The organism is Gordonia sp. PS3 (assembly GCF_041950545.1).
Lineage (GTDB): Bacteria > Actinomycetota > Actinomycetes > Mycobacteriales > Mycobacteriaceae > Gordonia > Gordonia sihwensis.
Genome location: NZ_CP169524.1, coordinates 897,729 through 920,693, shown reverse-complemented (window position 1 = coordinate 920,693; position 22,965 = coordinate 897,729). Strand labels below are relative to the sequence as shown.

Below are 22,965 nucleotides of genomic sequence, written 5' to 3'. Positions count from 1 at the left end.
CGGGGCGCCGAGGGCGAATGGAGCGCACGTCAGTCGCGTCGCGGATCAGGCCAGCAGCGTCCCCGGGGCCGGTGTGTACGGCGTGAAGAACTGATTGGCCGGCGCACCGGCCAGCGTCATCTCCAGCGCGGCCACCGACATTCCGTCGATCTGCTCGCGGATGATGTCGGCGTGCCCGGCATGCCGGGCGTACTCCTCCACCTGGTGGCACATGTAGTACCGATTCTTCATCGGCCGCGACTCGTAGACACCCGCCCACGGCGCGGGCGGCGCCATCGCCTCCCCGTCGGGATCGCTGCTCCGCATCGCTTCGAGGAACTCGGCGCGCGCGGCTTCGAACCGCTCGATGATCCCGGCCGCAGTCTCGTCGTCGGTGAGCGCGAAGCTCCCCATGTACTCGGCCAACGCCGCCTCGTCGAGCACCAGTTCGCCGGCGGTGCCGTTCAACTGCGCTGCGGCCCCGCGTAGACCGCGTTCGATGTGTTTGATGAGTCCGCCGATCGAGAGCACGCTGCGACACGGCGTCTGTCGGGCCTGAGCCTCCGTGAGTCCGAACGCCGCGGCCCGCAGCGCTCCGAGCTGTTGATCGGCGTAGTTGATGAGGCCGGTGAGTTCGTCGTCTCGGGCCGGTGCGTACATGGTGTCCTCCTGGGGTCGGTGTTCCTCGCCCATTCAGACTCACAAGCATTCCGGACAGTTCTCGTCCGGTACTGAAAAGTTCTCTGGAGAAGTCTTCGGGGACTTCAGAGAAGTTCCAGGAGGAACGGCAGTTCCTGCGTGGCGTACCAGCCGAGGTCGTGGTCCTCCACGTCTCCGACCGCCAGCTCGCCGTCCTCATCGCCGAGGTCGGCGCGGTCGATCACCTCGACCGCCGCCCGCACTGCGTTCTCGGCGTCTGAACCGTCGACGTGGACGGCGACGATGTCGCCGTGCGGGATCGTTCCGGCGACCCTGACCACCGCGTCGTCGAGATCCGGACGCGGCGTCGCCTCGGCGTCCGCGACCACCACCACCCGGCGCACCGGAAGCTCCGAGTCGTCGACGGCCAGCAGTCGCAGCGACGCCCGGGCGGCCTCCCGGAGCGCCACCTCCGACAGTTCCTCGTCGTCACCGGCCACATACGCCTCGCGCAGCGCCGGTGTCAGCGCGAAACCGGTGCCTCCGACCGGTTCGAAGGCCCGGCCGGGTTCGGCCACCAGCCGTTCGATCATCGCCAGGGTGGCCGGCAGATAGACGCGCATGAGATGCCTTTCGATCGGGGTCGGGAGGGTCGGCGGGCCCTGTCGTCACCGGTTGCCGGGGTCCGGGGAACCGTCGTACGACTGCCCGCTCGCAAGCAGTTCGTCCAGCGACTCGGTGACGTATTCGGCCATGGCGGGGAGGTCGACCACCACGGCCCGGTCGGCGATGAAGGCGAACTGCACCTGGTTCGCGTACTCGTTGACACTGATGCCCAGAGCTCTCTGCGCGGCGAGCGTCGGAATGGTGAAGATTCCGGTGATGGGGATCCCGCCGACGAACTTGCGGCCGATCCGCTTGGCGCTCATCGAGATCGGCACGTTGTACGACCGCTGGAACAGGCCCGCGAACGCCCGCGTGGACCGGTCGGCGAAGGGCACCAGCCCGAACTCCGGAAGCAGGGGGCGCAGCCCCTGCGACATCCGCCGTGTGGACTGGGAGTAGCGATTCGCGAGACCGGCCACCTGCATCAGCCGGACGGCGGGTGCGTCCTCCCCCACCGGCAGGTCGGTGACGAACTCCGTCCCGCCGACCACGATCCACGAGCCGCTCGGCTCTCCTTCGACGGTGTCCGGATCGCGAGCCGCGAGCGGCATGGTGGCCCGCATCGTCTCGCCGTGGCCGACGGTGTCCTTGATCGACAGCGACCACCGGCGCAGCACGCCGGTGATGATGGCCAGCACCACGTCGTTGAACGAGCACTCGAAACGGTTCGCCACCGCCTCGAGATCGCGGCGGGACACCGACGAGAAGGCGAACAGCCGCGACGACGTGGTGACCGCGTTCAGCGGGCTGTCGGGGGCGGAGTTGACCATCTGAGAGACGGCGTCGCCGACCAGACGGACCGATTTGTCGGCCACCGACCAGAGATCGGCGACCGGGCCGTTGCCGCGCAGCAGGGTGTCGACCATCTCACCGGGCCGGGCCATCGCCTCGGCCAGCGCTCCGACGGTCAACGAGGCCGCTCCGGGCGGCCGCCGCGGCATCCACAGATCCTCCGCCATCGGGGCGGCGTCCGCGACGTCGTCGCAGATCACCTCGCTCAATTCCGGGTTGCCGGTGCCGCCCAGCAGACAGCGGTGCGTCTTGGTCAGGATCACCGACCGGCCGCGGCTGAGTCCCTCGATCAGGTACATCTCCCACAGCGGCCGGGTCCGGTCGAGTGGGCGCGACATGAGCCGCGAGACCAACTCCTGCAGTTGTTCGGAGTCACCCGGCTGCGGCAGCGCGGACAATCTGATGTGGTAGTTGATGTCGAACTCACGGTCGTCCACCCACACCGGACGCGCCAGCCCGAGCGTCACCTCGGTGATCACCTGGCGGTACCGGGGTGCCGCCTGCAGTCGGTTCTCCACCAGCGAGACGAGCGAGTGGTAGTCGATCCCGGTCGCGTCGTCCTTCCGAAGCTTGCTCGGGTCGAGGATCAACAGCGCTCCGAGGTGGGCGGTCGTCCCCGCCCCGTCCAGGAAGTAGAACATCGCCTCGTCCGGCGACAGCCGATTCACCATGATGCGTCGAGTTTATGCCGATCGCGGGCGTCCGCGGAATCATCGCCGGCGCGGCCTCACACCACGGCCTCAGACGATCGCGAACTCGACGATCACCCAGCGTTCCGCGATCCGGCGCGGTCCGCCCCGCGACGGCAACGGCACCGACCGGATCTCGATGCGGCCGGCCACCGCACGCACTCGGCGTCCCCGCACGAAGGTGCCGAAGTAGGCGGCCTGGCGCGGTCCACCGATCTGCAGGTGGACTCGCAGCAGCCGCGCCGTCTCAGCACTCCCCGACGGCCCGGCCCGATGCTGGAGCAGTGAGCCCACCTGCGATTGCACCTCGGCCGAGACCGTGCGCAGCAGATGGTCCACCGGTCGGCGACCGTCGAGCACCTCCAGCATCTGCTGCAACGCGTACACCGTCGCCGACCGCGCTGCACCGGCACGGTCCGCATCCGTCCGCTCAGCGCCGTTCCGAACCGGCGGCGCCGGCCGGTCGACGATCCCATTACCCCCGAGTGTGTTCACCGTCATATCTATCGGACGCACCCGGGGCGGGTTCGGTTCCGCGACGCGCCGAGAGCACGGCCGACCCCCGTCCGCTGCAACCCCCTGCAACCGTTGCGCCCCGCCGGCGGTGGGCGCACGCTCGTTTCCGGGCAGGTGACTCACATCACAGTCCACACTTCCCGTTCCGACGCTCAGAAGGAGCACCGATGAGAGCCGCACGCTACTACGACCGCGGAGACGTCCGCATCGAAGAGATCGACCCGCCGGAGGTCGGGCCCGGCATGGTCGGCATCGACATCGCCTGGTGCGGCATCTGCGGCACCGACCTGCACGAGTACGCCGACGGCCCGATCTTCATCCCGCCGGCCGGACATCCGCAGCCGATCAGCGGCGAGAGCGCTCCGGTCACGATCGGACACGAGATGTCGGGCGTCGTCTCGGAGGTGGGCGACGGCGTGACCGATCTGGCGGTCGGCGATCACGTGGTCGTGGAGCCCTACATCCTCGCCGACGACGTCGATACCGGTCCGCACAGCCACGACTACCACCTGTCGCGAGACATGAACTTCATCGGACTGGGCGGCTGCGGTGGCGGACTCGCAGAGAAGATCGCGGTGAAACGGAGGTGGGTGCATCGGATCGACGCATCGGTACCGCTCGACCAGGCCGCGCTGATCGAGCCGCTGGCGGTCGGTTTCCACGCCGTACAGCGCAGCGGCGCGCAGTCGGGTGCGATCGCGCTCATCACCGGCGCCGGACCGATCGGACTGCTCACCGCGGCCATCTGCCGGGCGCGAGGCATCTCGGTGATCATCAGCGAGCCGAGCCCGCTGCGCCGAGCCAAGGCCGCGGACACCGGAGTCGCCGATCACGTGCTGGATCCCGCGGCGCAGGACGTGGTCGCCCGGGTATCGGAGCTCACCTCCGGACGCGGCGCGGACGTCGGTTTCGAATGCACATCGGTTCAGCCCGCGTTCGACACCCTGCTCGATGCCGTGAAGCCGACCGGGGTCGTCGTGGTGGTGTCGATCTGGGGCAGCCCCGCCGGACTGGACATGCAGAAGCTGGTGCTGAAGGAGATCGACCTGCGCGGCACCATCGCCTACGTGAACTCTCATCCCGAGACGATCGCGCTGGTGGAGAGCGGCGAGATCGATCTCGCCCCGTTCATCACGGGCAAGATCGACCTCGCCGATCTGGTCACCGAAGGCTACGACACCCTGCTGCACCGCAACGAGACCGCCGTGAAGATCCTGGTCTCGCCGTCCGGCGCGGGAGTGTGACCGTCAGCGCTTCTTGCGCGACTTCGGAGGCTTGTTCGACGGCTTGGCGCCCGAACGGGCGGCGGCGCGCCGTTCGCGACGGCTGCCGAGCACCTCCGACGGAGTTCCCGAGGCGTGCTCCTCGACCTCGGAGAGCACCTCCGCGTCGCCGGTCTCCGACGGCCCGCTGTAGGTCATCGCCGGTTCGGCGCCGTCGGCGGCCTCGTCGCCGCCGAAGGCCGCTCCGGCCAGCATGTCGCTGACCGACGTGCCCAGCGCCGGAGCCGGGGCCTGCGTCTCCACCTGTGCGTTGAAGATGTAGGTGACGGCCTCTTCCTTCATGCCCTCCAACATGCCCTGGAACATGTCGTAGCCCTCGCGCTGGTACTCCACCACCGGGTCGCGCTGAGCGACCGACCGCAGGTGGATGCCCTCGCGGAGGTAGTCCATCTCGTAGAGATGATCGCGCCACTTGCGGTCCATGACCGTGAGCAGGATCGACCGTTCCAGTTGACGCATCGCGCCGTCGCCGGCGATCTCCGCCAGTTCCTTCTCGCGGCGGTCGTAGGCGGCGAGCGCGTCGTCGACCAGCACCTCGCGCAGTTGCTCGCGGGAGATGTCGTCGCGTTCGCCGTACTCGTTCTCGCCGACGACCCGCTTGGGATCGAGCGCGATCGGGTACAGCTTCGACAACGCCTCCCACAGCGTCTCGAGGTCCCAGTCCTCGGCGTATCCGACCTCCGTGGCACCGTCGACGTAGGCACCGACCACGTCGCGCACCATCTCGCGCACCTGATCCCGATGATCCTCGCCCTCGAGGATCTCGCGGCGCTCGCCGTAGATGACCTTGCGCTGCTCGTTCATCACCTCGTCGTACTTGAGGACGTTCTTGCGGATCTCGAAGTTCTGCTCCTCCACCTGCGTCTGCGCACTGCGGATGGCGCGGGTGACCATCTTGGCGTCGATCGGGACGTCGTCGGGCAGGTTGAGGCGGGCCATGATGGTCTCGAGCGCGGCGCCGTTGAACCGCCGCATCAGTTCGTCGCCCAGGGAGAGGTAGAACCGGGACTCGCCGGGGTCGCCCTGGCGGCCGGACCGGCCACGCAGCTGATTGTCGATGCGGCGCGATTCGTGACGCTCGGTGCCGAGGACGTAGAGTCCGCCCACCTCACGGACGTCGTCGGCCTCCTTGGCGGCCTCGGTTCGGGCGATCTCGATCGCCTCGTCCCACGCCGCCTCGTACTCCTCGGGAGTGTTGACGGGGTCGAGTCCCGCCTTGCGCAGCCGGGTGTCGGCGATGACGTCCGGGTTGCCGCCCAACACGACGTCGGTGCCTCGGCCGGCCATGTTGGTGGCCACCGTGACCGCCCCGAGCCGACCGGCCTCGGCGACGATCTGTGCCTCCTGCTCGTGGTACTTCGCGTTGAGGACGGTGTGCTTGATCTCCCGCTCGGTCAGCAGCCGCGACAGGTACTCCGAGCGCTCGACGCTCGTGGTACCGATCAGGACCGGCTGGCCCTTGGCGTTGCGCTCGGCGATGTCGTCGACCACCGCGTAGAACTTGGCCTCTTCGGTCTTGTAGATCAGGTCGGTCTGGTCCTTGCGGATCAGCGGACGGTTGGTCGGGATCGGCACCACGCCCAGCTTGTAGATCTGCTGGAACTCGGCGGCCTCGGTCTCGGCCGTACCGGTCATGCCTGCGAGCTTCTTGTACAGGCGGAAGTAGTTCTGGAGGGTGATCGTGGCGAGAGTCTGGTTCTCGGCCTTGATCTCGACGCCTTCCTTGGCCTCGATCGCCTGGTGCAGGCCCTCGTTGAAGCGCCGGCCGTCGAGCACACGCCCGGTGAACTCGTCGACGATCATCACCTCGCCCTTGCGGACGATGTAGTCCTTGTCCTTGTGGAAGAGCTCCTTGACCTTGATCGCGTTGTTCAAGTAGCCGACGAGCTGTGAGTTCTCCGGCTCGTAGAGGTTGTCGATGCCGAGCCGGTCCTCGACGAAGGAGACGCCGGCCTCGTGGACGCCGACGGTCTTCTTCTTGATGTCGACCTCGTAGTGGACGTCCTTCTCCAGCAGCGGCGCGATGCGCGCGAACTCGGCATACCACTTGCTCGACGAGTCGGCCGGGCCCGAGATGATCAGCGGGGTGCGGGCCTCGTCGATGAGAATCGAGTCGACCTCGTCGACGATGGCGTAGGCGTGTTCCCGCTGCACCAGGTCTTCGAGTGAATGCGCCATGTTGTCGCGCAGGTAGTCGAAGCCGAACTCGTTGTTGGTGCCGTAGGTGATGTCGGCCGCGTACGCCTCACGACGCTGATCGGGCGACATGCCGGTCAGGATCACCGCGGTCTCGAGACCGAGGAAGCGATGCACGCGGCCCATCCACTCCGCGTCGCGCTTGGCGAGGTAGTCGTTCACGGTGACGACGTGCACGCCCTTGCCGTTCAGCGCGTTCAGGTACGCCGGGAGAACACAGGTCAGCGTCTTGCCCTCACCGGTCTTCATCTCCGCGATGTTGCCGAAGTGCAGCGCCGCGCCACCCATGATCTGCACGTGGAAGTGCTTCTGGTCGAGGACGCGCCACGCGGCCTCACGAGCCACCGCGAAGGCCTCGAGCAGCAGATCGTCGAGTGTCTCATCGCCCTCGAGCCGCTCGCGGAACTCGACGGTCTTGCCCCGCAGTTCGTCGTCTGAGAGCGCTTCCATCTCGTCGGAGAGCGCCTCGACGCTCGTCGCGATAGCGTCCAGGCGCTTGACCATGCGGCCTTCGCCCAGTCTGAGCAGCTTGTTGAGCACCGGCAATCCTCTGGGTTCACGTTTCGATTCACCGTCGCGCCCCGCCGAACCGTCGACGTGGCGGACAGACCTCGGTCCATGGTACGGGTCCGTCGTCGACGACGCCGTATGCAGGCATGTCCGACCGGCACTGCATCGCACCTGACGTCAACGATTGTTGACGCGCTCGGCGACGCGTGGTGAACGCGACGGTGGCCGCCGCCCGGTCAGGGCGACGGCCACCGCTGCTGCGACGAGACCTCAGGCGAGCCTGATGAGTCCGTAGTCGAATGCGTGACGGCGATAGACCACCGACGGCTTGTCGGTCTCGCAGTCATGGAACAGGTAGAAGTCGTGACCGACGAGTTCCATCTCGTAGAGCGCCTCGTCCACCGACATCGGCGACGACGGGTGATCCTTCACGCGCACCACCTGACCGGGCGAGTGGTCCTCGACACTGTCCTCGAACGGATCCGGGGACGGCGCAGGCGTCTCGGGAAGCAGGTGCGGCGCGTCGGCCGCTGCCTCGGCGAGCGAGGTGGGACGGTGCATCCCGTCCTTGCGGATCCGCTTCCGGCTCTTGGCGCGGCGCAGCCGCTTGTGCAGCTTGTCGAAGGCCAACTCACTGGCGGCGTAGAAGTTCTCGCCGGCGGCCTGTGCGCGGATCACCGGACCGCGGCCACGGCCGGTGATCTCGACGATCTCGGCGCTCTTGGACTGCCGTGGATTCGGTTCGTGGTACAGGACCACTTCGAAGCGGAAGATCGTGGGGTCGAAGTGCTCGAGCCGGGAGAGCTTGCTGCTCATGTAGACCCGGAAGTGATCCGGTATCTCCACGTTCCGGCCACTCATGACGAGCTCCGCCTTCAACTCGCCCGCGTCCGACGTGTCGACGGTGGACGGCAGCTCGAAAGCGGCTTTGAGGTCGACGCGTTCAGCGGGTGCGGCTTTCGACTCGCGCTGTCCCTTGCGGTGAACGACCGTCATATCGACATCCTCCTCAGGTTGCTCCCGTCCGGAATCGAGACCGGATCGGGGTACCAATTCGCTAGTCGCGCAACCACATTCAGGTAGCGGTTTGGCGCGATGGGCAGTGACCCGCTGAGCTGAAGCGGAGGATCTACCGCGCTCGTGAACACATCGGCGCGGTGGAAAAGGCTTCCTCACCTCCCGGCACTCGATGTTCATCACTGCCACTTCCGAAGGTATCCGCAAACTCCGGTTCCGGCCACGTTTTGCCGATCATGCACCCGCCAGAACCACCGCTCCGGTCACAGCGGCACCGGAACGCCGAAGGCGTCTCACCGCCTGCGCGACGGTCGCACCGGTGGTGAGGACGTCGTCGACCACCACCACCGGTACGGCGGGCCCGGCACCGGCGCCGACCAGCGCAGACGGCAGTGGGCGGCGCAATCGCACCGCTCCCGCGAGGTTCGCGCCGCGCGCCCCGGCCCCCAGCCCCGCCGAGTCTCGCGTCCAGGCCGCGGTCACCAGCGCCGGCACCACTCGGACGCGGCCGCCGAGGACGTCCGCGGCCTCGCGGGCGAGCGCGGTCACGGTGTCGCCTCCCCTGCTCCGGGCCGCCCACGCCCGCGTGGGTGCGGGGACGAGTGCGAGTCGATCGGAGGCGGGCAACTCACCCCACTGTGCGAGCGAGAGGATCCCGTCGGCCAGCACGCGGCCCAGAACGGGCGCGAGATCGCGTCGGCGATGCTCCTTGAGGTTCACGACGGCCGACGCCATCGGTCCGCCGTACCGGGCCATCGCCCATACAGGCACACCCGGATCCACACGCGGAGACAGCTGCCGCGGCACATCGTCGAGTCGAGCCCGGCAAGCGTCGCACCACGGCGTTCCCGGGCGCCCGCACCCGCCGCACTCCCGCGGCACCGCGAGGTCCGCCAAGGCCGCCAACACGGCTCGGGAGCGTGCCCGATCACCCGCCATGCCCGAGCATCGTCCTCCTGCGATGCCGGACTGTCACCCGGTTGTTCCACAGCGACCGCCGGTCAGCCGCCGGGGATCACCGGCCTCGTTCCCGGTCCGGCATCGGGGCCCAGCGCGGTCCAGTACTGATCCGGCCGGATCTGGCCGGTGCCGATCTGCTGGATACCGCGATTGTCCGAGACGTACACCGTGGTCGACGATGCCGCGACGTCCACCAGCGGCGGCTTGAGGTTGCCGCTGACCATCGCGACCGGCTGCGTGCCGACGATCGACGCCTTCCACACCGGGCTGTCGCCGCCGTTCACCGCGAAGTACATCGTCTTCGACGACGACCAGGCGATACCGATGCCGGTGCCCGCCACCTCCGGCGCCAGCAGGTAGACGCCGGTCAGTGCCGGCACGCCGACATCGTTCACGGACAGCACGGCGAGCAGGAGCCGGCCGCCGACCACCAGGGCCACGCGCACGCCGTCCGGTGAGACCTGCAGACCGGTGATCGGCCCCGGCGCCACCGCGCGGACCTCCGCGGTGTCGATGGACTCGATCCGCGTGCCGTCGCCGTCCGACATCCAATGGATCGGACGGCCGTCGACCACCGCGTATCCGGTGGCGGGATCCGGCCCGAAGGACGGCGTCGTCACCGAGGCGCCCGCGGCCACCTCCACGGCATCGCCGCCGTACGGCCCCACCAGCAGCACCCGGCGACCGCCGCGGTCGGCGACGGCGGCACTTCGGCTCATATCCGCGGAGATGGCCGCCGACTGGAGGTCGTGGGCGGCGCCGAGTGCGCCGTCGACGGGTACCGCCCGGTTCCCGGTGAGCCTGGCCAGGCCCCCGTCGCGCACCAGGTGCACCGGGTCGACGGCGCGCTTCTCCGGCTCGGGTTCGAACGTGCTGACATCGGCGGTGTGCCAGCCCTCGTCGCGGCCGGGAACCAGCGGAGCGCCGTCTGCGGTGATCCGGTATGTGCCCGAGAACCCGGCGTAATCGAGGGTCCAGACGATCTGCGCCGCGAGAGTGGTTCGCGCCCTCTGGTCGCCGTCGGCGACGTTGCCGAGCGGAACCGTCACGACGTCGCCCTTGGTGGTGACCGGCCCGGCGGCGGCGCTGCCGCGCGCCGCCCCCTGGCTCACCGCACCGGCGAGTTCGGGCGCCGGACCCGCCAGCAGCCGGTTGACCAGGACGCTCGCATCGAGTTCGGGACCGAACAGCCAGCGCGGGTCGGCCACCAGCCGGCTCAGCGTGCGATCGGGGAAGAACAGGTCGGCCTGCCGATACGCCGTGAGGAACTGCGACGAGTCGGTGACCGATCCCACGGGCGGGTCGCCGCTGATCCGCCACGTCCCGCCGCTCTGCTCCAGCGACAGCGCCATCACCCAGTCGCCCGTGACGGGCCGGAGCGTACCGCCGGGCGACAGCACTCCCGTCTTCTCGCCGGTGACCCGGAGTCGGACCGCGTCGTCGGTGCGCTCGTCGACGGTGACGCCGACGTCGCGGACCACGGTCATGTCTCCCTGGTCGTCCCATCGTTGGCTGGCGCCCGCGGTCAGGAACTTGCGCGCCGCCCGATGCCCGGCGGTGGGGTCGGACATCGCCTTCACGAAGTTGCGCGCGACGGTCTCCGGGTCGTCGCCCCGTCGGGGCGAGGGCACGATGTTGGTCGGCCGTTTGCGGTCGAACGCCTGGATGGGCTGCGGAGACGAGGAGTCCGGAATGTCGACGCATCCGGTGAGAACCATCGTCGCGGACAGCAGCAGCGCGACCAGCACCGCGACCCGCCTCATCGGGGCGTCTCCCCGATCGGCTTCAACGGCAGCGGGCTGCCGAGGAGCTTGTGGCCACGAACCAGTGGCAGCGTGAGGCGGAAGCAGGAGCCCTCCCCCGGCGCTCCCCAGGCCTCCAGTCGGCCCTGGTGCAGACGGGCGTCCTCGATGCTGATCGCCAGGCCGAGGCCCGTGCCGCCCGAGCGCCGCACACGCGACGGATCCGATCGCCAGAATCTGTTGAAGACGAGTTTCTCCTCTCCCGGACGCAGGCCTATCCCGTGGTCGCGGACGGTGATCGCCACCGCGTCGCCGTCGGAGCGCATGGTGAGCGTGACCGGCTTGTGCTCGCCGTGATCGATGGCGTTGGCGAGCAGGTTACGCAGGATCCGCTCCACCCGGCGCGGATCGATCTCGGCCATCACCGGCTCCGTCGGCATGTCGATGATCAGGTCGCTGCCCGTCTCGGCGGCCAGTGGAGCCACCGTGGAGACGGCCGCGTCGATGGGCACCGCGATGTCGAGCTTCTGTGCCGCCAGCTCCGCCATCCCCGCGTCGTGACGCGAGATCTCCAGGAGCTCGGTCAGCAGCGTCTCGAACCGGTTCAGTTCCTTGTCGAGCAGTTCCACCGAACGGCGCTGCACCGGGTCTAGGCCCTCGCGGTTGTCGTAGAGAAGGTCGGCGGCCATCCGGACCGTGGTGAGCGGCGTTCGCAGCTCGTGGCTGACGTCGGAGGTGAACTGCCGCTGCAGCCCGCCGAACTCCTCGAGGTGGTTGATCTGACGGGAGAGGCTCTCGGCCATGTCGTTGAACGAGACCGCCAGCCGCGCGAACTCGTCCTCGCCGTGCACCGGCATCCGCTCGGAGAGACGGCCGTCGGCGAAACGCACGGCGATCCGGGTCGCCGACCGCAGCGGTGCGATCACCTGTCGGGTCACCAGCCAGGCGATCGCTGCGAGCAGACCGAGCAGCACCACCGCACCGGTCAGCAGCGTTCCGCGCACCAGCGACACCGTGTTCTCCTCGGTGCCCAGGGGGAATACGAGGTAGATCTCCAGCCCCTGGATCGGGCTCTCCACCGGGGAGCCGATCACCAGCGCGGGGACGGTGTCCCCGGCCTGATCGATGGATGTGTACTGGAAGGCGACCTGGCCCCCGGCCACCATCTTGCGCAGGGCGGTCGGCACGTCGCGCACCGGCCCCACCGCGATCTCCTGCTCGTTCGGCTCGCCGGGAACCACGAGCACGGAGTCGAACGAGCCGGCGACCGACGACGTCTGCGGCGACTCGGTGTCCTGGTCGGTGAGCAACGATCGCGCTCGGGCCAGCCGATTCTGCACAGCGGTGTTCGATTCCCCGCTGCTCAGCACCCGTTCCACCACCGCGCGCATCCGCGCGATCTCGTCGGTGGCGACTTCCTCCTTGGCGTCCAACAGGCGCCCGGTGATCTGACTGATCAGGACGAAACCGAGAATCAGCAAGACCACGAAGGACAGAACCAGCGTCGAGACGATGACTCGCGTCTGAACCGAGCGGCGCCAGATCTGTCCGGCCACCCGTCCGACGGTCGCCGCGGCGCGCCGGACCGCTGTGATGAGGCGTTCGATCGGCCCCCGGTGAATCCGGCGGCCACCGATCACGGCGGACCGGCCTTGTAACCGACCCCTCTCACGGTGAGCACGATCTCCGGGTTCTCCGGATCGATCTCGACCTTGGCGCGCAGCCGCTGGACGTGGACGTTCACCAGACGAGTGTCGGCGGGATGCCGGTAGCCCCACACCTGTTCGAGGAGGACGTCACGGGTGAACACCTGACGGGGCTTGCGCGCCAGCGCCACCAGAAGGTCGAACTCCAGCGGAGTCAGCGAGATCGGCACCCCGTCGCGGGTGACCTTGTGCGCCGGGACGTCGATCTCCACCGGACCGATCGCCAGGAGTTCGGCCGGATCGTCCTCGGTGCGCCGCAGCCGGGCTCGGATGCGCGCGACGAGTTTCTTCGGCTTGAACGGCTTCACCATGTAGTCGTCGGCACCGGATTCCAGGCCGAGCACCACGTCGACGGTGTCGGATTTGGCGGTCAGCATCACGATCGGCACACCGGAGTCGGCGCGGAGCACCCGACAGACATCGATGCCGTTCATTCCCGGCAGCATCAGGTCGAGCAGGACGAGGTCGGGTCGAACCTCGCGCACCGCGGTCAGCGCCTGCGTCCCGTCTCCGACGACGAACGGCTCGAAGCCTTCGTTCTTCAGAACGATCGTGAGCATCTCGGCGAGAGCGGCGTCATCGTCAACGACCAGGATGCGTGGCTTCATGCCTGCCATGGTGTCACTTCTGCCGCGGATAGCGCGGTGCGACACGCCTTGCCGCGCAGGTCCGGACGGCGTGCGGCGCGCCGCATCCACGTGACGCAGGCGACTGCCTAGACTGTCCGCGTGGGCATTCTGGTTGCTGTCGAAGGTCTCGACGGTGCGGGCAAACGCACCATCGTCGGACGCCTCGAAGCCGCTGCGATCGACCGTGGCGCGTCGGTCCGGACGCTCGCGTTCCCCCGCTACGGCGAATCGATCACCGCGGACCTCGCCTCGGAGGCGCTGCACGGACGGCACGGTGATCTCCGGGACAGCGTCTACGCGATGGCCCTGCTCTTCGCCCTCGACCGGGCCGCGGCACGGCGTCAACTGCACGACGCCCTCGCCGGGAACGACCTCGTCATCTGCGACCGCTACACCGCGTCGAATGCGGCCTACAGCGCTGCGCGCCTGGGCGCGGGCGCCGCGTCCGAGGTCGTCGACTGGGTCGCCGACCTGGAGTTCCGACGGTTTCAACTCCCGGTTCCCGACCACCAGTTGCTCCTCGGAGTGCCGCCGGAAGTCGCGATGGACCGCGCCAGCGGTCGCGCGGAGACCGAGGCCGACCGACCCGTGGACACCTACGAGCGCGACGCCGACCTGCAACACGCCGTCTACCGCGTCTACGGCGAACTCGTGCAAGCACAGTGGATGTCGACCTGGTCGTGGGCCGACGGCGACGCGGCCGTCGACGCCGTTCTCGCACAGCTCGGGTAGTCCGGAGCCGGCCGCAGGGAGCCGGCCGCAACGAACGACCGCCGCCGGTCGGGAGAGCTCGGCTCCCCGACCGGCGGCGGTGCGGTGCATCCAGCCGGTTCGGTGCGTCAGTAGCGGTAGTGCTCGGGCTTGTAGGGGCCCTCGACGTCGACGCCGATGTACTCGGCCTGCTCCTTGGTGAGCTTGGTCAGGCTGCCGCCGAGCGCTTCGACGTGGATGCGCGCGACCTTCTCGTCGAGATGCTTGGGCAGGCGGTACACCTCGTTGTCGTACTCGTCGCCCTTGGTCCACAGCTCGATCTGGGCGATCACCTGGTTGGCGAAGCTGTTGCTCATCACGAACGACGGGTGGCCGGTGGCGTTGCCCAGGTTCAGCAGTCGCCCTTCGGACAGCACGATGATGCTGTGGCCGTCGGGGAACACCCACTGGTCCACCTGCGGCTTGATGTTGATCCGCGTCATTCCTTCGGCGGACTCGAGTCCGGCCATGTCGATCTCGTTGTCGAAGTGACCGATGTTGCCCAGCACCGCCTGATTCTTCATCTTCTTCATGTGCTCGAAGGTGATGATGCCCAGGTTGCCGGTGGCCGTGACGACGATGTCCGCGTTGCCGATCGCCTCATCGACGGTGACGACGTCGTAGCCGTCCATCATCGCCTGCAGTGCGTTGATCGGGTCGATCTCGGTGACCTGGACACGGGCGCCCTGCCCCGCCAGCGACTCCGCGCAGCCCTTGCCGACGTCGCCGTAGCCGCAGATCAGCACCTTCTTGCCGCCGATGAGGACGTCGGTGCCGCGGTTGATGCCGTCGATCAGCGAGTGGCGGGTGCCGTACTTGTTGTCGAACTTGCTCTTGGTGACCGAGTCGTTGACGTTGATCGCGGGGAAGTCGAGTTCACCGGCGGCGGCGAACTGGTACAGACGGAGCACACCGGTGGTGGTCTCCTCGGTGACGCCCTGCACCGACTCGGCGATCGCCGTCCACTTGCCCGGGTCTGCGGCCAGCGAGCGGCGCAGCAGTTCCAGGAACACCTTGTACTCGGCGGGGTGATTGTCGTCGGCGGGCGGAACGACGCCGGCCTTCTCGAACTCCGCGCCACGCAGGACCAGCATGGTCGCGTCGCCGCCGTCGTCGAGGATCATGTTGGCGCGCCGCGGCTCGCCGTCGACGTCCGGCCAGGTCAGCATCTGCTCGGCCGCCCACCAGTACTCCTCCAGGGTCTCGCCCTTCCAGGCGAAGACCGGCACACCCTTGGGCTCCTCGACGGTTCCGTACGGGCCGACGACGACGGCCGCGGCCGCGTGGTCCTGGGTGGAGAAGATGTTGCACGAGGCCCAGCGGACCTCGGCGCCCAGATCGACGAGCGTCTCGATCAGGACGGCGGTCTGCACGGTCATGTGCAGCGACCCCGAGATGCGAGCGCCCTTGAGGGGCTTGACGTCGGCGTATTCGCGGCGCAACTCCATCAGACCCGGCATCTCGTGCTCGGCGAGGCGGATCTCCTTGCGGCCGTACTCGGCCTCGGAGAGGTCGGCGACCCTGAACTCGACGCCGTTGCGGGTTTCGGTGGTCAGAGCGCTGGAAGGCGCGGTCATCTGGTCCCTCTCGATTGACATCTTTGATCGTGAACGACGGTACCGGCCGCCGATTCGGCGGCCGGTACCAGTGCCCTAGGTCCTTCTACGCTATCGCGCTCACGCACTGCCGGTCGGACCACCGTCCGGCCGGTCGGCCGAATCAGTGGTGACGGTGTCGTAGGAGGGCAGTTCTTTGCGCTCACGCATACCGAGCACGGAGTGCTTGGCACCGTAGGTCAGGTACACGACGATGCCGATCATCATCCAGACGACGAATCGCAACCAGGTCTCGATCGACAGGTTGATCATCAGCCAGAAGCAGGCGATGACCGCCAGGATCGGCACCAGCGGTACGAACGGCACGGAGAAGCCGCGCTTGAGATCCGGCCGGGTGCGACGCAGCACCACGACACCGACGCACACCAGGACGAACGCGAACAGGGTACCGATGTTGACCATCTCTTCGAGCGTGCCCATCGGGAAGAAGAAGGCGAGCGCGCCGGAGACCACGCCGACGATCAGGGTGATGCGCACCGGCGTGCCGCGGCTGCCGGTCTTGGCCAGTCCGCGCGGGAGCAGTCCGTCGCGGGCCATGGCGAAACCGACTCGGGTCTGTCCGAGGAGCATCACCATCACGACTGTCGTCAGACCCGCCAGCGCACCGATGTTGATCGCCCACTGCGCCCAGGTGATGCCGTGCGCCTCGAAGGCCGTGGCGAGCGTCGACGATTCGACCGTCCCGTTCGGCAGCTTCTTATCCGCGAGGTCGGTGTACGGAACCATTCCGGTGAGCACCAGCGAGACGCCGACGTAAAGGATCGTGACGATGGCCAGCGATCCCAGGATGCCGCGCGGCAGCGACTTCTGCGGGTCCTTGGTCTCCTCCGCGGTGGTCGCGACGACGTCGAAGCCGATGAACGCGAAGAACACGAGCGACGCCGCGGCGAGCAGTCCGTACCAGCCGTACTGGCTGCCGGTGGCACCGGTGGCCCACGAGAAGAGCGTCTGATGGATTCCCGTCCCGGTCGATTCGCCCGGCTTGGCCGGCGGCACGTACGGGGAGTAGTTCTTGCCGGTGATGTAGAAGGCGCCCACGATGATCACGAGCAGCACCACGGCCACCTTGATCGCGGTGATGATCACCGAGACCCGGGACGACAGCTTGGTACCGAGCACCAGCAGGGTGATGAGCACCGCGATCAGCACCGCCGCACCCCAGTCGTAGGTGTGCCCGCCGATGACGAAGACGTTGTTGCCCGCACCGATCACGTTGCCGAGGTACGACGACCAGCCCTTCGCCACGACGGAGGCGGCGAGCGCGAATTCCAGGATGAGGTCCCAACCGATGATCCAGGCGACGAATTCACCGAAGGTCGCATAGGAGAACGTGTAGGCCGATCCCGCCACCGGGACCGTGGAGGCGAACTCCGCGTAGCAGAGAGCTGCCAGACCGCAGGCGATCGCGGCGAGGACGAAGGCCAGAGACACCGAGGGGCCCGCGACGTTGCCGGCCGTCCGTGCGGTGAGGGTGAAGATGCCGGCGCCGACGACCACGGCGACGCCGAAGACTGTCAGGTCCCAGGCCGTCAGGTCCTTCCGGAGCTTGGTTTCGGGCTCGTCGGTGTCGGCCATCGATTGCTCGACCGATTTCACACGACCGAAGAAAGTGGTCACGTAGGTTCTCCTTGCTGATTCGCGGGGTTTCCGCTGCGGGATGAACGGTCGGGGCGTGGTGCCTGCGCCAGGGTGTGCGCCCTCGTCGAGTAGCCCTGTGGCCTCGCCCGAGCTGACACCATCGATGTGATCCCCTCCACATTCATTGCGGTTTCAGAGGCTAGCGCATCGACGCGTTCCCGTAGGCCGCATCCAGGTCAGGAGTTGGTCACGAAGCGTTCTCACCCCTGTCGATGTCCGGTTCGAGGTAAATCACCCGGGCCTGCGGCACCGCGGCCCGCACCCGGGCCTCCGCCCCGTCGATCGCCCGAGCGATCTCGACGGCCCCCAGACCCGGCGCGATCGCGATCTTCGCCGCCACCAGGAGTTCCTCGGGTCCGAGGTACTGCGTCTTCATATGGATGACGCGATCGACGTCCTGCCCCGGGATCACCGAACGCAGCGTCTCCGACTCGGCCTCGGTCGCGCCCTCGCCGATCAGCAGGCTCTTCATCTCGACGATCAGGACGATCGCGATCAGGCCGAGCAGTACGCCGATCGAGAGGGTGCCGATGCCGTCCCAGATCGCATCACCGGTGATCATCGTCAGCCCGACGCCCGCGAGCGCCAGCACCAGACCGATCAGCGCGCCGCTGTCCTCGAGCAGGACCACCGGCAGTTCGGGATTGCGCGAGGTGCGGATGAACTGCCACCAGGACGCCCCGCCCTTGAGTGGCCTGGACTCCTTCCGGGCGGTGTGGAAGCTGTAGCCCTCGAGGCAGATCGCGACCAGGAGGATCACCACCGCGACCAGTGGTGAGTCGAGCCCGTGATCGCCCGCGTGGCGGATCTTCTCGACGCCTTCGTAGAGCGCGAACATCGAGCCGAGGGTGAAGATCACGAGCGCGACGATGAACGAGTAGAAGTACCTGCTGCGGCCGTACCCGAACGGATGCAGTTCGTCGGCCTTGCGCGCCGCGCTCTTCTGGCCGAGCAGAAGCAGGCCCTGGTTCGACGTGTCGGCGACGGAGTGGACGCCTTCGGCGAGCATCGATGAGGAACCGGTGATCGCGAAGCCGACGAACTTGGCCGCGGCGATTCCCGCGTTGGCGGCCAGGGCGGCGACGATCGCGCGTGTCGACCCTTCTGCGGACATGGAGGACCTTCCGTCTGTGCACGTGGTGTCGGCCGGGCGGCCGCACAGGAAGACTAATCGGTGGCGGCGGGCCCGACCGTCCAGCGGCACGCGGAACGAGGGCCGGGAATTAACCGGACCACGGTCCGGTTACTCTGTGTGAAAGCCGCGGCGAGCGGACCCACCAGGAAGGAAGCGTTCGATGCAGTTCGGAATCTTCAGCGTCGGTGACGTGACCACCGACCCCACCACCGGCACCACGGTCAGCGAACACGAGCGGATTCAGGCGATGACCGCGATCGCTCTGAAGGCCGAGGAGGTCGGTCTGGACGTGTTCGCCACGGGTGAGCACCACAACCCGCCCTTCGTCCCCAGTTCGCCGACCACCATGCTCGGCTGGATAGCGGCTCGCACCGAGAAACTGCGGCTGTCGACCGCGACCACGCTCATCACCACGAACGACCCGGTCAAGATCGCCGAGGACTTCGCGATGCTTCAGCACCTGTCCGGAGGCCGGGCGGACCTGACACTCGGTCGCGGCAACACCGGTCCGGTGTACCCGTGGTTCGGCAAGGACATCCGGCAGGGCATCCCCCTCGCCGTCGAGAACTATCACCTCCTCCGGCGCCTGTGGCGGGAGAAGAACATCGACTGGGAGGGCCGGTTCCGGACGCCGCTGCAGGGCTACACCTCCACACCCGCTCCCCTCGACGACACTCCGCCGTTCGTATGGCACGGCTCCATCCGCTCCCCGGAGATCGCCGAGCAGGCCGCGTTCTACGGCGACGGCTTCTTCCACAACAACATCTTCTGGAACAAGGAGCACACCGAGCAGATGGTGAACCTGTACCGTCGCCGTTTCGAGCACTACGGCCACGGTTCCGCCGATCAGGCCATCGTCGGTCTCGGCGGTCAGGTCTTCATGGCGGACACCGAGAACGAGGCCAAGCGCCGGTTCCGTCCCTACTTCGACAACGCGCCCGTGTACGGCCACGGTCCGTCGCTCGAAGACTTCACCGACATGACCCCGCTGACCGTCGGCACGCCGGAGATGGTGATCGACAAGACCCTCTCATTCGCCGACTACGCGGGCGACTACCAGCGGCAGCTGTTCCTCGTCGACCACGCCGGACTTCCCCTGCCGCAGGTGCTCGAGCAGATCGAGATCCTGGGCACTCAGGTGGTGCCGGTCCTGCGTGCGGAATTCGACCGCCGCCGACCCGCCCACGTGCCCTCCGATCCGCCCACCCACGAGTCTTTGGTGGCCGCCGGCCCGGGCTCACCGCACCGCCGGGTCGCTCCGGCCGCATCCGTCGCGACCGCGGCGGCGAAGGGAGAGAACTGAGATGGCGCGACGTCTCCTCGTGATCAGCGCCGGCGTCTCGACGCCGTCGTCCACGCGGCTCCTGGCCGACCAGATCGCCGACGCCGTCACCGCGGGAGTGACCGCCCGGGGCGAGAGCGTCGACGTGCGGGTTCTGGAGCTGGCGCCGCTCGCCGCCGGTCTGGCCACCACGGTGACGACCGGTGTCGCGACAGCGGAGGTCAGCGCCGCCCGTGACGAGGTAGCCGCCGCCGACGGCATCGTCGCCGTGACCCCGGTCTTCACCGCCTCCTACAGCGGACTGTTCAAGATGTTCTTCGACGTGCTCGACCCCGACGCGATGACCGGCGTCCCGGTTCTGGTGGCGGCAACGGCGGGCACTCCGCGGCACAGTCTGGTCCTCGATCACGCCGTGCGCCCGCTGATGAGCTACCTGCGGGCCGACACGGTGCCGACCGCGGTCTTCGCCGCCACCGAGGACTTCGGCAGCAGCGAGCTCGGCGACCGAGTCCGCCGCGCCGCCGGCGAGCTGGCACAGCGGCTCGTCGGTGCGTCCGCGGTCGCCGGATTCGGCGGCCCCACCGACCTCGAGACCCGGCCGCGTCGATCGGCGGGGGCGAACGACCTCGGCGAGGTGACTCCCTTCGCCGAGCTGTTGCGAGGCCACACCGGAGACTGACCGATCAGGCACCGTCCTCGCTCGGTGTGCGCCCCGAGTGGCAGCCGATGCGACTGCCGCCCGGGGCGACCGTGTCTCACACCGCGAAGGTCTTGCCCACCCGGACGTCGGTCTCCCGCATGTGCGTGGCGGCCTTCTCGACTCCCGTGCCGAGCGAGTCGAGCCGAGCGCGCGCGTCGGCGAAGATCCGATCCCAGTTGCCCTGCGCCTGCTGGTACGACGCGGCGCCTCCCGAGTCCCAGTGCGCGGCGAGCGCCGTCACCTGGCGCTTGAGCTGACCCGACAGCTCTTCCAACCGCTGAAACTGTCCACGCAAGTCGCCCGAAAGCGTTCCGAGACTTGCGAAGTCGTACCGAATGAGTCCGTTGCTCATGTCATCCCCCTGTGAGTGTGTTGAATCGGATGTGTCAGTCGAAGATGTGCGCGTCGAGCTCGTGCGTCTGCGACGAGCGAGCCGCGCCACCGCTCCCCCGCGGCGGCCCCGCTACAACGACAGATGTCCCTGCAGGCCGGTGAGCTGGCCCGCCACCGTCACGTCTTCGTCGTCGTAACCGCGGAAGCCGGCGGTCAGCTTCGACTCGATCTCGTCCAGCGCGCCCTGCAGTTTGGTCGCGACCCCGTGCCAATCGGTATGCGTGGTCTCGAACGCGGTGGACGCCTTGCCGTCCCAGCCCGACTTGCCGTTCACCGCCGACTTCTGGATCTGGCCGACGATGCGCTGCATCTCGTCCACCACTCCTTTGATCGACGCCGCCGAGGCCTGTCCGGCGGCGACGTCGAGTTTGAGAGCCTGCATGTCGCAGTCCTTTCCTTGGTGTTCTTCTCGATCCCCGGATCACACCGATCCGGCGAGCTTCTGGCCGCCCAGTCCCAACTCCAGCGCCACGTCGAAGTCAAGCGACTCCGCGGTCATGGCCGTGAGCCAGTCCCGGTCCACCGCCTCGCTGCTAGCGGGCTCAGGCGCTACGGCGGCGGGCACGATCCGCGGTCCGTCCGCGGACTGACGTGCCGTGGCCGGCACGACCGGTGCCAGCGGCACGGCGGGCGCCGCCGCCGAGTCCGTTGACACAGTCGCCTGCGCTGCCCCGACCACCGCGGCGTTGGTGGTCATGGGCCGATCGGCCAGCGACACCGGTTCCGCGGCGACCGAGGCGGTCATCGCACTCACAGCGGCGCCGGGAACGGAGGCTGCCGGTCTGACCGCCGGTCCACCGGCACCCGCGCCTCCGACCGCCGGCGCGCCAGCACCGGATGATCCGGCCGACGCTGCCCCGGGCGTCGCCGGTCCGCGGTCGCAGGCCGACGGACAGGGTGCGGGCACGGCAGCGGGGGTTCCGAGCGCATCCCGGTGGTTCGGGTTCGGAGCCGGGACCTCCGGTGCACCGTCCGACCCCGTACCCGCCAAGAGCTTCGTAGCGAGCGTCGTTCCCGCCTGGACCATCGGGAGCGCCGACTCCAGCAGTTTCGCCGCCACCGCGAATCCGTCGCCGCCCGGCCCCGGCACCGCGGTGACCGGTATCGGCCTGCCGTTCGCCGCCATGTGCGCCGTGGGACCGGCCAGCTGAGTGCGAGTGGCCGCGACCACCGAGAGCCCCTCTGCCAGCCCCTCCGCCGCGATCCCGAGCGCCGCGAGCTGCCCGGGTGGGGTCGCCAGCGTCGGCAGTGCGGCGGCGAGCGCCCCTGCCGTCTTCACCACTACTCCCTGCAGTTGAGTCAGACCGGCGGCCACCACCGCTGCCGCGGCCTGCAGATCGGCAGAGATCGCCGCTCCCTGCGTCGCCAGCATGCCGGACTCCGACGCCGACCGCGACGCAGCCGTGACCGCCGATGTCGCAGCCTGTCCCACCCATCCGCCATCCACCGAACGGGCAGCGTTGAGCAGCAGCGTCACGCCGCCGTCGAGCAGGCCGGCGAGATCGTTGTGGGCGGCTGCGGGGTTCCCGATTCCGCCGAGCCTTCCGGTACCGAATGTCGCGAGCAGATCGGTGATCGGCTTCAGCAACATCGCCGGATCGATCGCGGGCAGCACCGGCAACTCGGGAAGGCTCGCCGGCAGGTGCACGTTCAACGGTGCCTGAACCGGCGCGATCCCGAATCTCGCGAGCGCGTCCCCCGCGCCGCAGTCCGCCGCGGTGGCCACCTCGGGGCTCCCGCACGTGTGGGCATCCGGTCCGGACGCCGGCCCCGCATCGTCGGAGGTTCGGTGCCGGCTCACACTCGGACCCCGCAGGCACCGGTGCCGTCGGCGTCGGAGAACGAGGCGATTCCGGCCGACACCGCGGCTGCGGTCGCCGCATGCGCGGCGGCGAGAAGCCCGACTCCGCGGAGGTGATTGGCCTGTGCCACCGAGTAGGCGGCGGCGAACTCCTGCCCGATCAGACCGAATACCGCCGTCACTGCGGCCCCCACCGCCGCCGTGTCGAACGCTCCGGCAGTGGCCGTCGCCGTTCCCAGCGCCGCCGATGTGGCGCCGAACGTCTGCACCGCTTCCGGGTGCACCATCGTCTCGTTCACGTCTCCCCCTGATGCTTGAAGAATCGA

The 22,965-nt window shown here is 68.5% G+C and carries 21 protein-coding genes; 4 read left to right on the top strand and 17 right to left on the bottom strand.

The window, feature by feature from the left end:
- Positions 1–45: 45 nt before the first annotated feature.
- The 4 genes from ACE11G_RS04170 to ACE11G_RS04155 all read right to left on the bottom strand — a co-directional run bounded on the left by ACE11G_RS04170 (position 46) and on the right by ACE11G_RS04155 (position 3,266).
- Positions 46–639 carry a DUF664 domain-containing protein gene (locus tag ACE11G_RS04170; protein WP_375003779.1) on the bottom strand — a complete coding sequence of 198 codons (594 nt, stop codon included), beginning with the start codon at positions 637–639 and terminating at the stop codon, positions 46–48.
- A 104-nt stretch (positions 640–743) separates the two neighbouring features.
- On the bottom strand, positions 744–1,241 hold the full coding sequence (locus ACE11G_RS04165) for a DUF6912 family protein (protein WP_006895554.1): 498 nt from the start codon (positions 1,239–1,241) through the stop codon (positions 744–746).
- 45 nt (positions 1,242–1,286) lie between these two features.
- Positions 1,287–2,747, bottom strand: a complete 1,461-nt coding sequence (locus ACE11G_RS04160; protein ID WP_006895555.1) for a wax ester/triacylglycerol synthase family O-acyltransferase — start codon at positions 2,745–2,747, stop codon at positions 1,287–1,289.
- A gap of 69 nt (positions 2,748–2,816) precedes the next feature.
- A complete protein-coding gene (locus tag ACE11G_RS04155) occupies positions 2,817–3,266 on the bottom strand; it encodes an Rv3235 family protein (protein WP_260868579.1) in 450 nt (149 codons plus the stop codon).
- 182 nt (positions 3,267–3,448) lie between these two features.
- On the opposite strand from ACE11G_RS04155, the gene ACE11G_RS04150 reads away from it, so the two are divergent.
- Positions 3,449–4,525, top strand: a complete 1,077-nt coding sequence (locus ACE11G_RS04150) for a 2,3-butanediol dehydrogenase (RefSeq protein ID WP_006895557.1) — start codon at positions 3,449–3,451, stop codon at positions 4,523–4,525.
- Between the two features lie 3 nt (positions 4,526–4,528).
- On the opposite strand, the gene secA is transcribed toward ACE11G_RS04150, so the two are convergent.
- The 6 genes from secA to mtrA form a co-directional block, all read right to left on the bottom strand.
- Positions 4,529–7,300 (bottom strand): preprotein translocase subunit SecA, encoded by a 2,772-nt coding sequence (gene secA / locus ACE11G_RS04145; RefSeq protein WP_006895558.1) that lies wholly within the window; start codon positions 7,298–7,300, stop codon positions 4,529–4,531.
- A 240-nt stretch (positions 7,301–7,540) separates the two neighbouring features.
- Positions 7,541–8,266, bottom strand: a complete 726-nt coding sequence (gene hpf, locus ACE11G_RS04140) for a ribosome hibernation-promoting factor, HPF/YfiA family (RefSeq protein WP_006895559.1) — start codon at positions 8,264–8,266, stop codon at positions 7,541–7,543.
- Positions 8,267–8,521: 255 nt separating this feature from the next.
- A complete protein-coding gene (locus ACE11G_RS04135) occupies positions 8,522–9,226 on the bottom strand; it encodes a ComF family protein (RefSeq protein WP_278124703.1) in 705 nt (234 codons plus the stop codon).
- Between the two features lie 62 nt (positions 9,227–9,288).
- Entirely contained in the window at positions 9,289–11,010 is a 1,722-nt protein-coding gene (locus ACE11G_RS04130) for an LpqB family beta-propeller domain-containing protein (RefSeq protein WP_375003775.1), read from the bottom strand.
- Positions 11,007–12,629 carry an MtrAB system histidine kinase MtrB gene (gene mtrB / locus ACE11G_RS04125; RefSeq protein ID WP_006895562.1) on the bottom strand — a complete coding sequence of 541 codons (1,623 nt, stop codon included), beginning with the start codon at positions 12,627–12,629 and terminating at the stop codon, positions 11,007–11,009. The genes ACE11G_RS04130 and mtrB overlap by 4 nt, the downstream gene beginning before the upstream one ends.
- Positions 12,626–13,312 carry an MtrAB system response regulator MtrA gene (mtrA, locus tag ACE11G_RS04120; protein WP_375003772.1) on the bottom strand — a complete coding sequence of 229 codons (687 nt, stop codon included), beginning with the start codon at positions 13,310–13,312 and terminating at the stop codon, positions 12,626–12,628. The genes mtrB and mtrA overlap by 4 nt, the downstream gene beginning before the upstream one ends.
- Before the next feature lie 111 nt (positions 13,313–13,423).
- Here mtrA and ACE11G_RS04115 point away from each other — a divergent pair, with 111 nt between their 5' ends.
- Positions 13,424–14,056 carry a dTMP kinase gene (locus tag ACE11G_RS04115; RefSeq protein ID WP_375003770.1) on the top strand — a complete coding sequence of 211 codons (633 nt, stop codon included), beginning with the start codon at positions 13,424–13,426 and terminating at the stop codon, positions 14,054–14,056.
- A 107-nt stretch (positions 14,057–14,163) separates the two neighbouring features.
- On the opposite strand, the gene ahcY is transcribed toward ACE11G_RS04115, so the two are convergent.
- The 3 genes from ahcY to ACE11G_RS04100 all read right to left on the bottom strand — a co-directional run bounded on the left by ahcY (position 14,164) and on the right by ACE11G_RS04100 (position 18,442).
- Positions 14,164–15,651, bottom strand: a complete 1,488-nt coding sequence (gene ahcY / locus ACE11G_RS04110) for an adenosylhomocysteinase (RefSeq protein WP_006895565.1) — start codon at positions 15,649–15,651, stop codon at positions 14,164–14,166.
- Positions 15,652–15,750: 99 nt separating this feature from the next.
- Entirely contained in the window at positions 15,751–17,265 is a 1,515-nt protein-coding gene (locus tag ACE11G_RS04105; protein WP_375004089.1) for an APC family permease, read from the bottom strand.
- A gap of 250 nt (positions 17,266–17,515) precedes the next feature.
- Complete coding sequence (locus ACE11G_RS04100) at positions 17,516–18,442, bottom strand: cation diffusion facilitator family transporter (RefSeq protein ID WP_006895567.1); 927 nt, start codon at positions 18,440–18,442, stop codon at positions 17,516–17,518.
- 181 nt (positions 18,443–18,623) lie between these two features.
- Between ACE11G_RS04100 and ACE11G_RS04095 the strand changes: the two genes are divergently transcribed.
- Positions 18,624–19,766: an LLM class flavin-dependent oxidoreductase gene (locus tag ACE11G_RS04095; protein WP_006895568.1), complete on the top strand. Its 1,143-nt coding sequence runs from the start codon at positions 18,624–18,626 to the stop codon at positions 19,764–19,766.
- Position 19,767: 1 nt separating this feature from the next.
- Positions 19,768–20,424, top strand: a complete 657-nt coding sequence (locus ACE11G_RS04090) for a CE1759 family FMN reductase (RefSeq protein WP_278124715.1) — start codon at positions 19,768–19,770, stop codon at positions 20,422–20,424.
- 76 nt (positions 20,425–20,500) lie between these two features.
- Here the strand turns inward: ACE11G_RS04090 and ACE11G_RS04085 are convergent, their stop codons facing one another.
- The 4 genes from ACE11G_RS04085 to ACE11G_RS04070 form a co-directional block, all read right to left on the bottom strand.
- Positions 20,501–20,797, bottom strand: coding sequence for a WXG100 family type VII secretion target (locus tag ACE11G_RS04085; RefSeq protein ID WP_278124718.1), 297 nt, complete (start codon positions 20,795–20,797; stop codon positions 20,501–20,503).
- A gap of 111 nt (positions 20,798–20,908) precedes the next feature.
- Positions 20,909–21,220 carry a WXG100 family type VII secretion target gene (locus tag ACE11G_RS04080; protein ID WP_006895571.1) on the bottom strand — a complete coding sequence of 104 codons (312 nt, stop codon included), beginning with the start codon at positions 21,218–21,220 and terminating at the stop codon, positions 20,909–20,911.
- Between the two features lie 39 nt (positions 21,221–21,259).
- Positions 21,260–22,639, bottom strand: a complete 1,380-nt coding sequence (locus ACE11G_RS04075; RefSeq protein ID WP_375003766.1) for a hypothetical protein — start codon at positions 22,637–22,639, stop codon at positions 21,260–21,262.
- Positions 22,636–22,938 carry a hypothetical protein gene (locus tag ACE11G_RS04070; protein ID WP_278124724.1) on the bottom strand — a complete coding sequence of 101 codons (303 nt, stop codon included), beginning with the start codon at positions 22,936–22,938 and terminating at the stop codon, positions 22,636–22,638. Before ACE11G_RS04070 ends, ACE11G_RS04075 begins: the two co-directional genes overlap by 4 nt.
- Positions 22,939–22,965 lie beyond the last annotated feature (27 nt).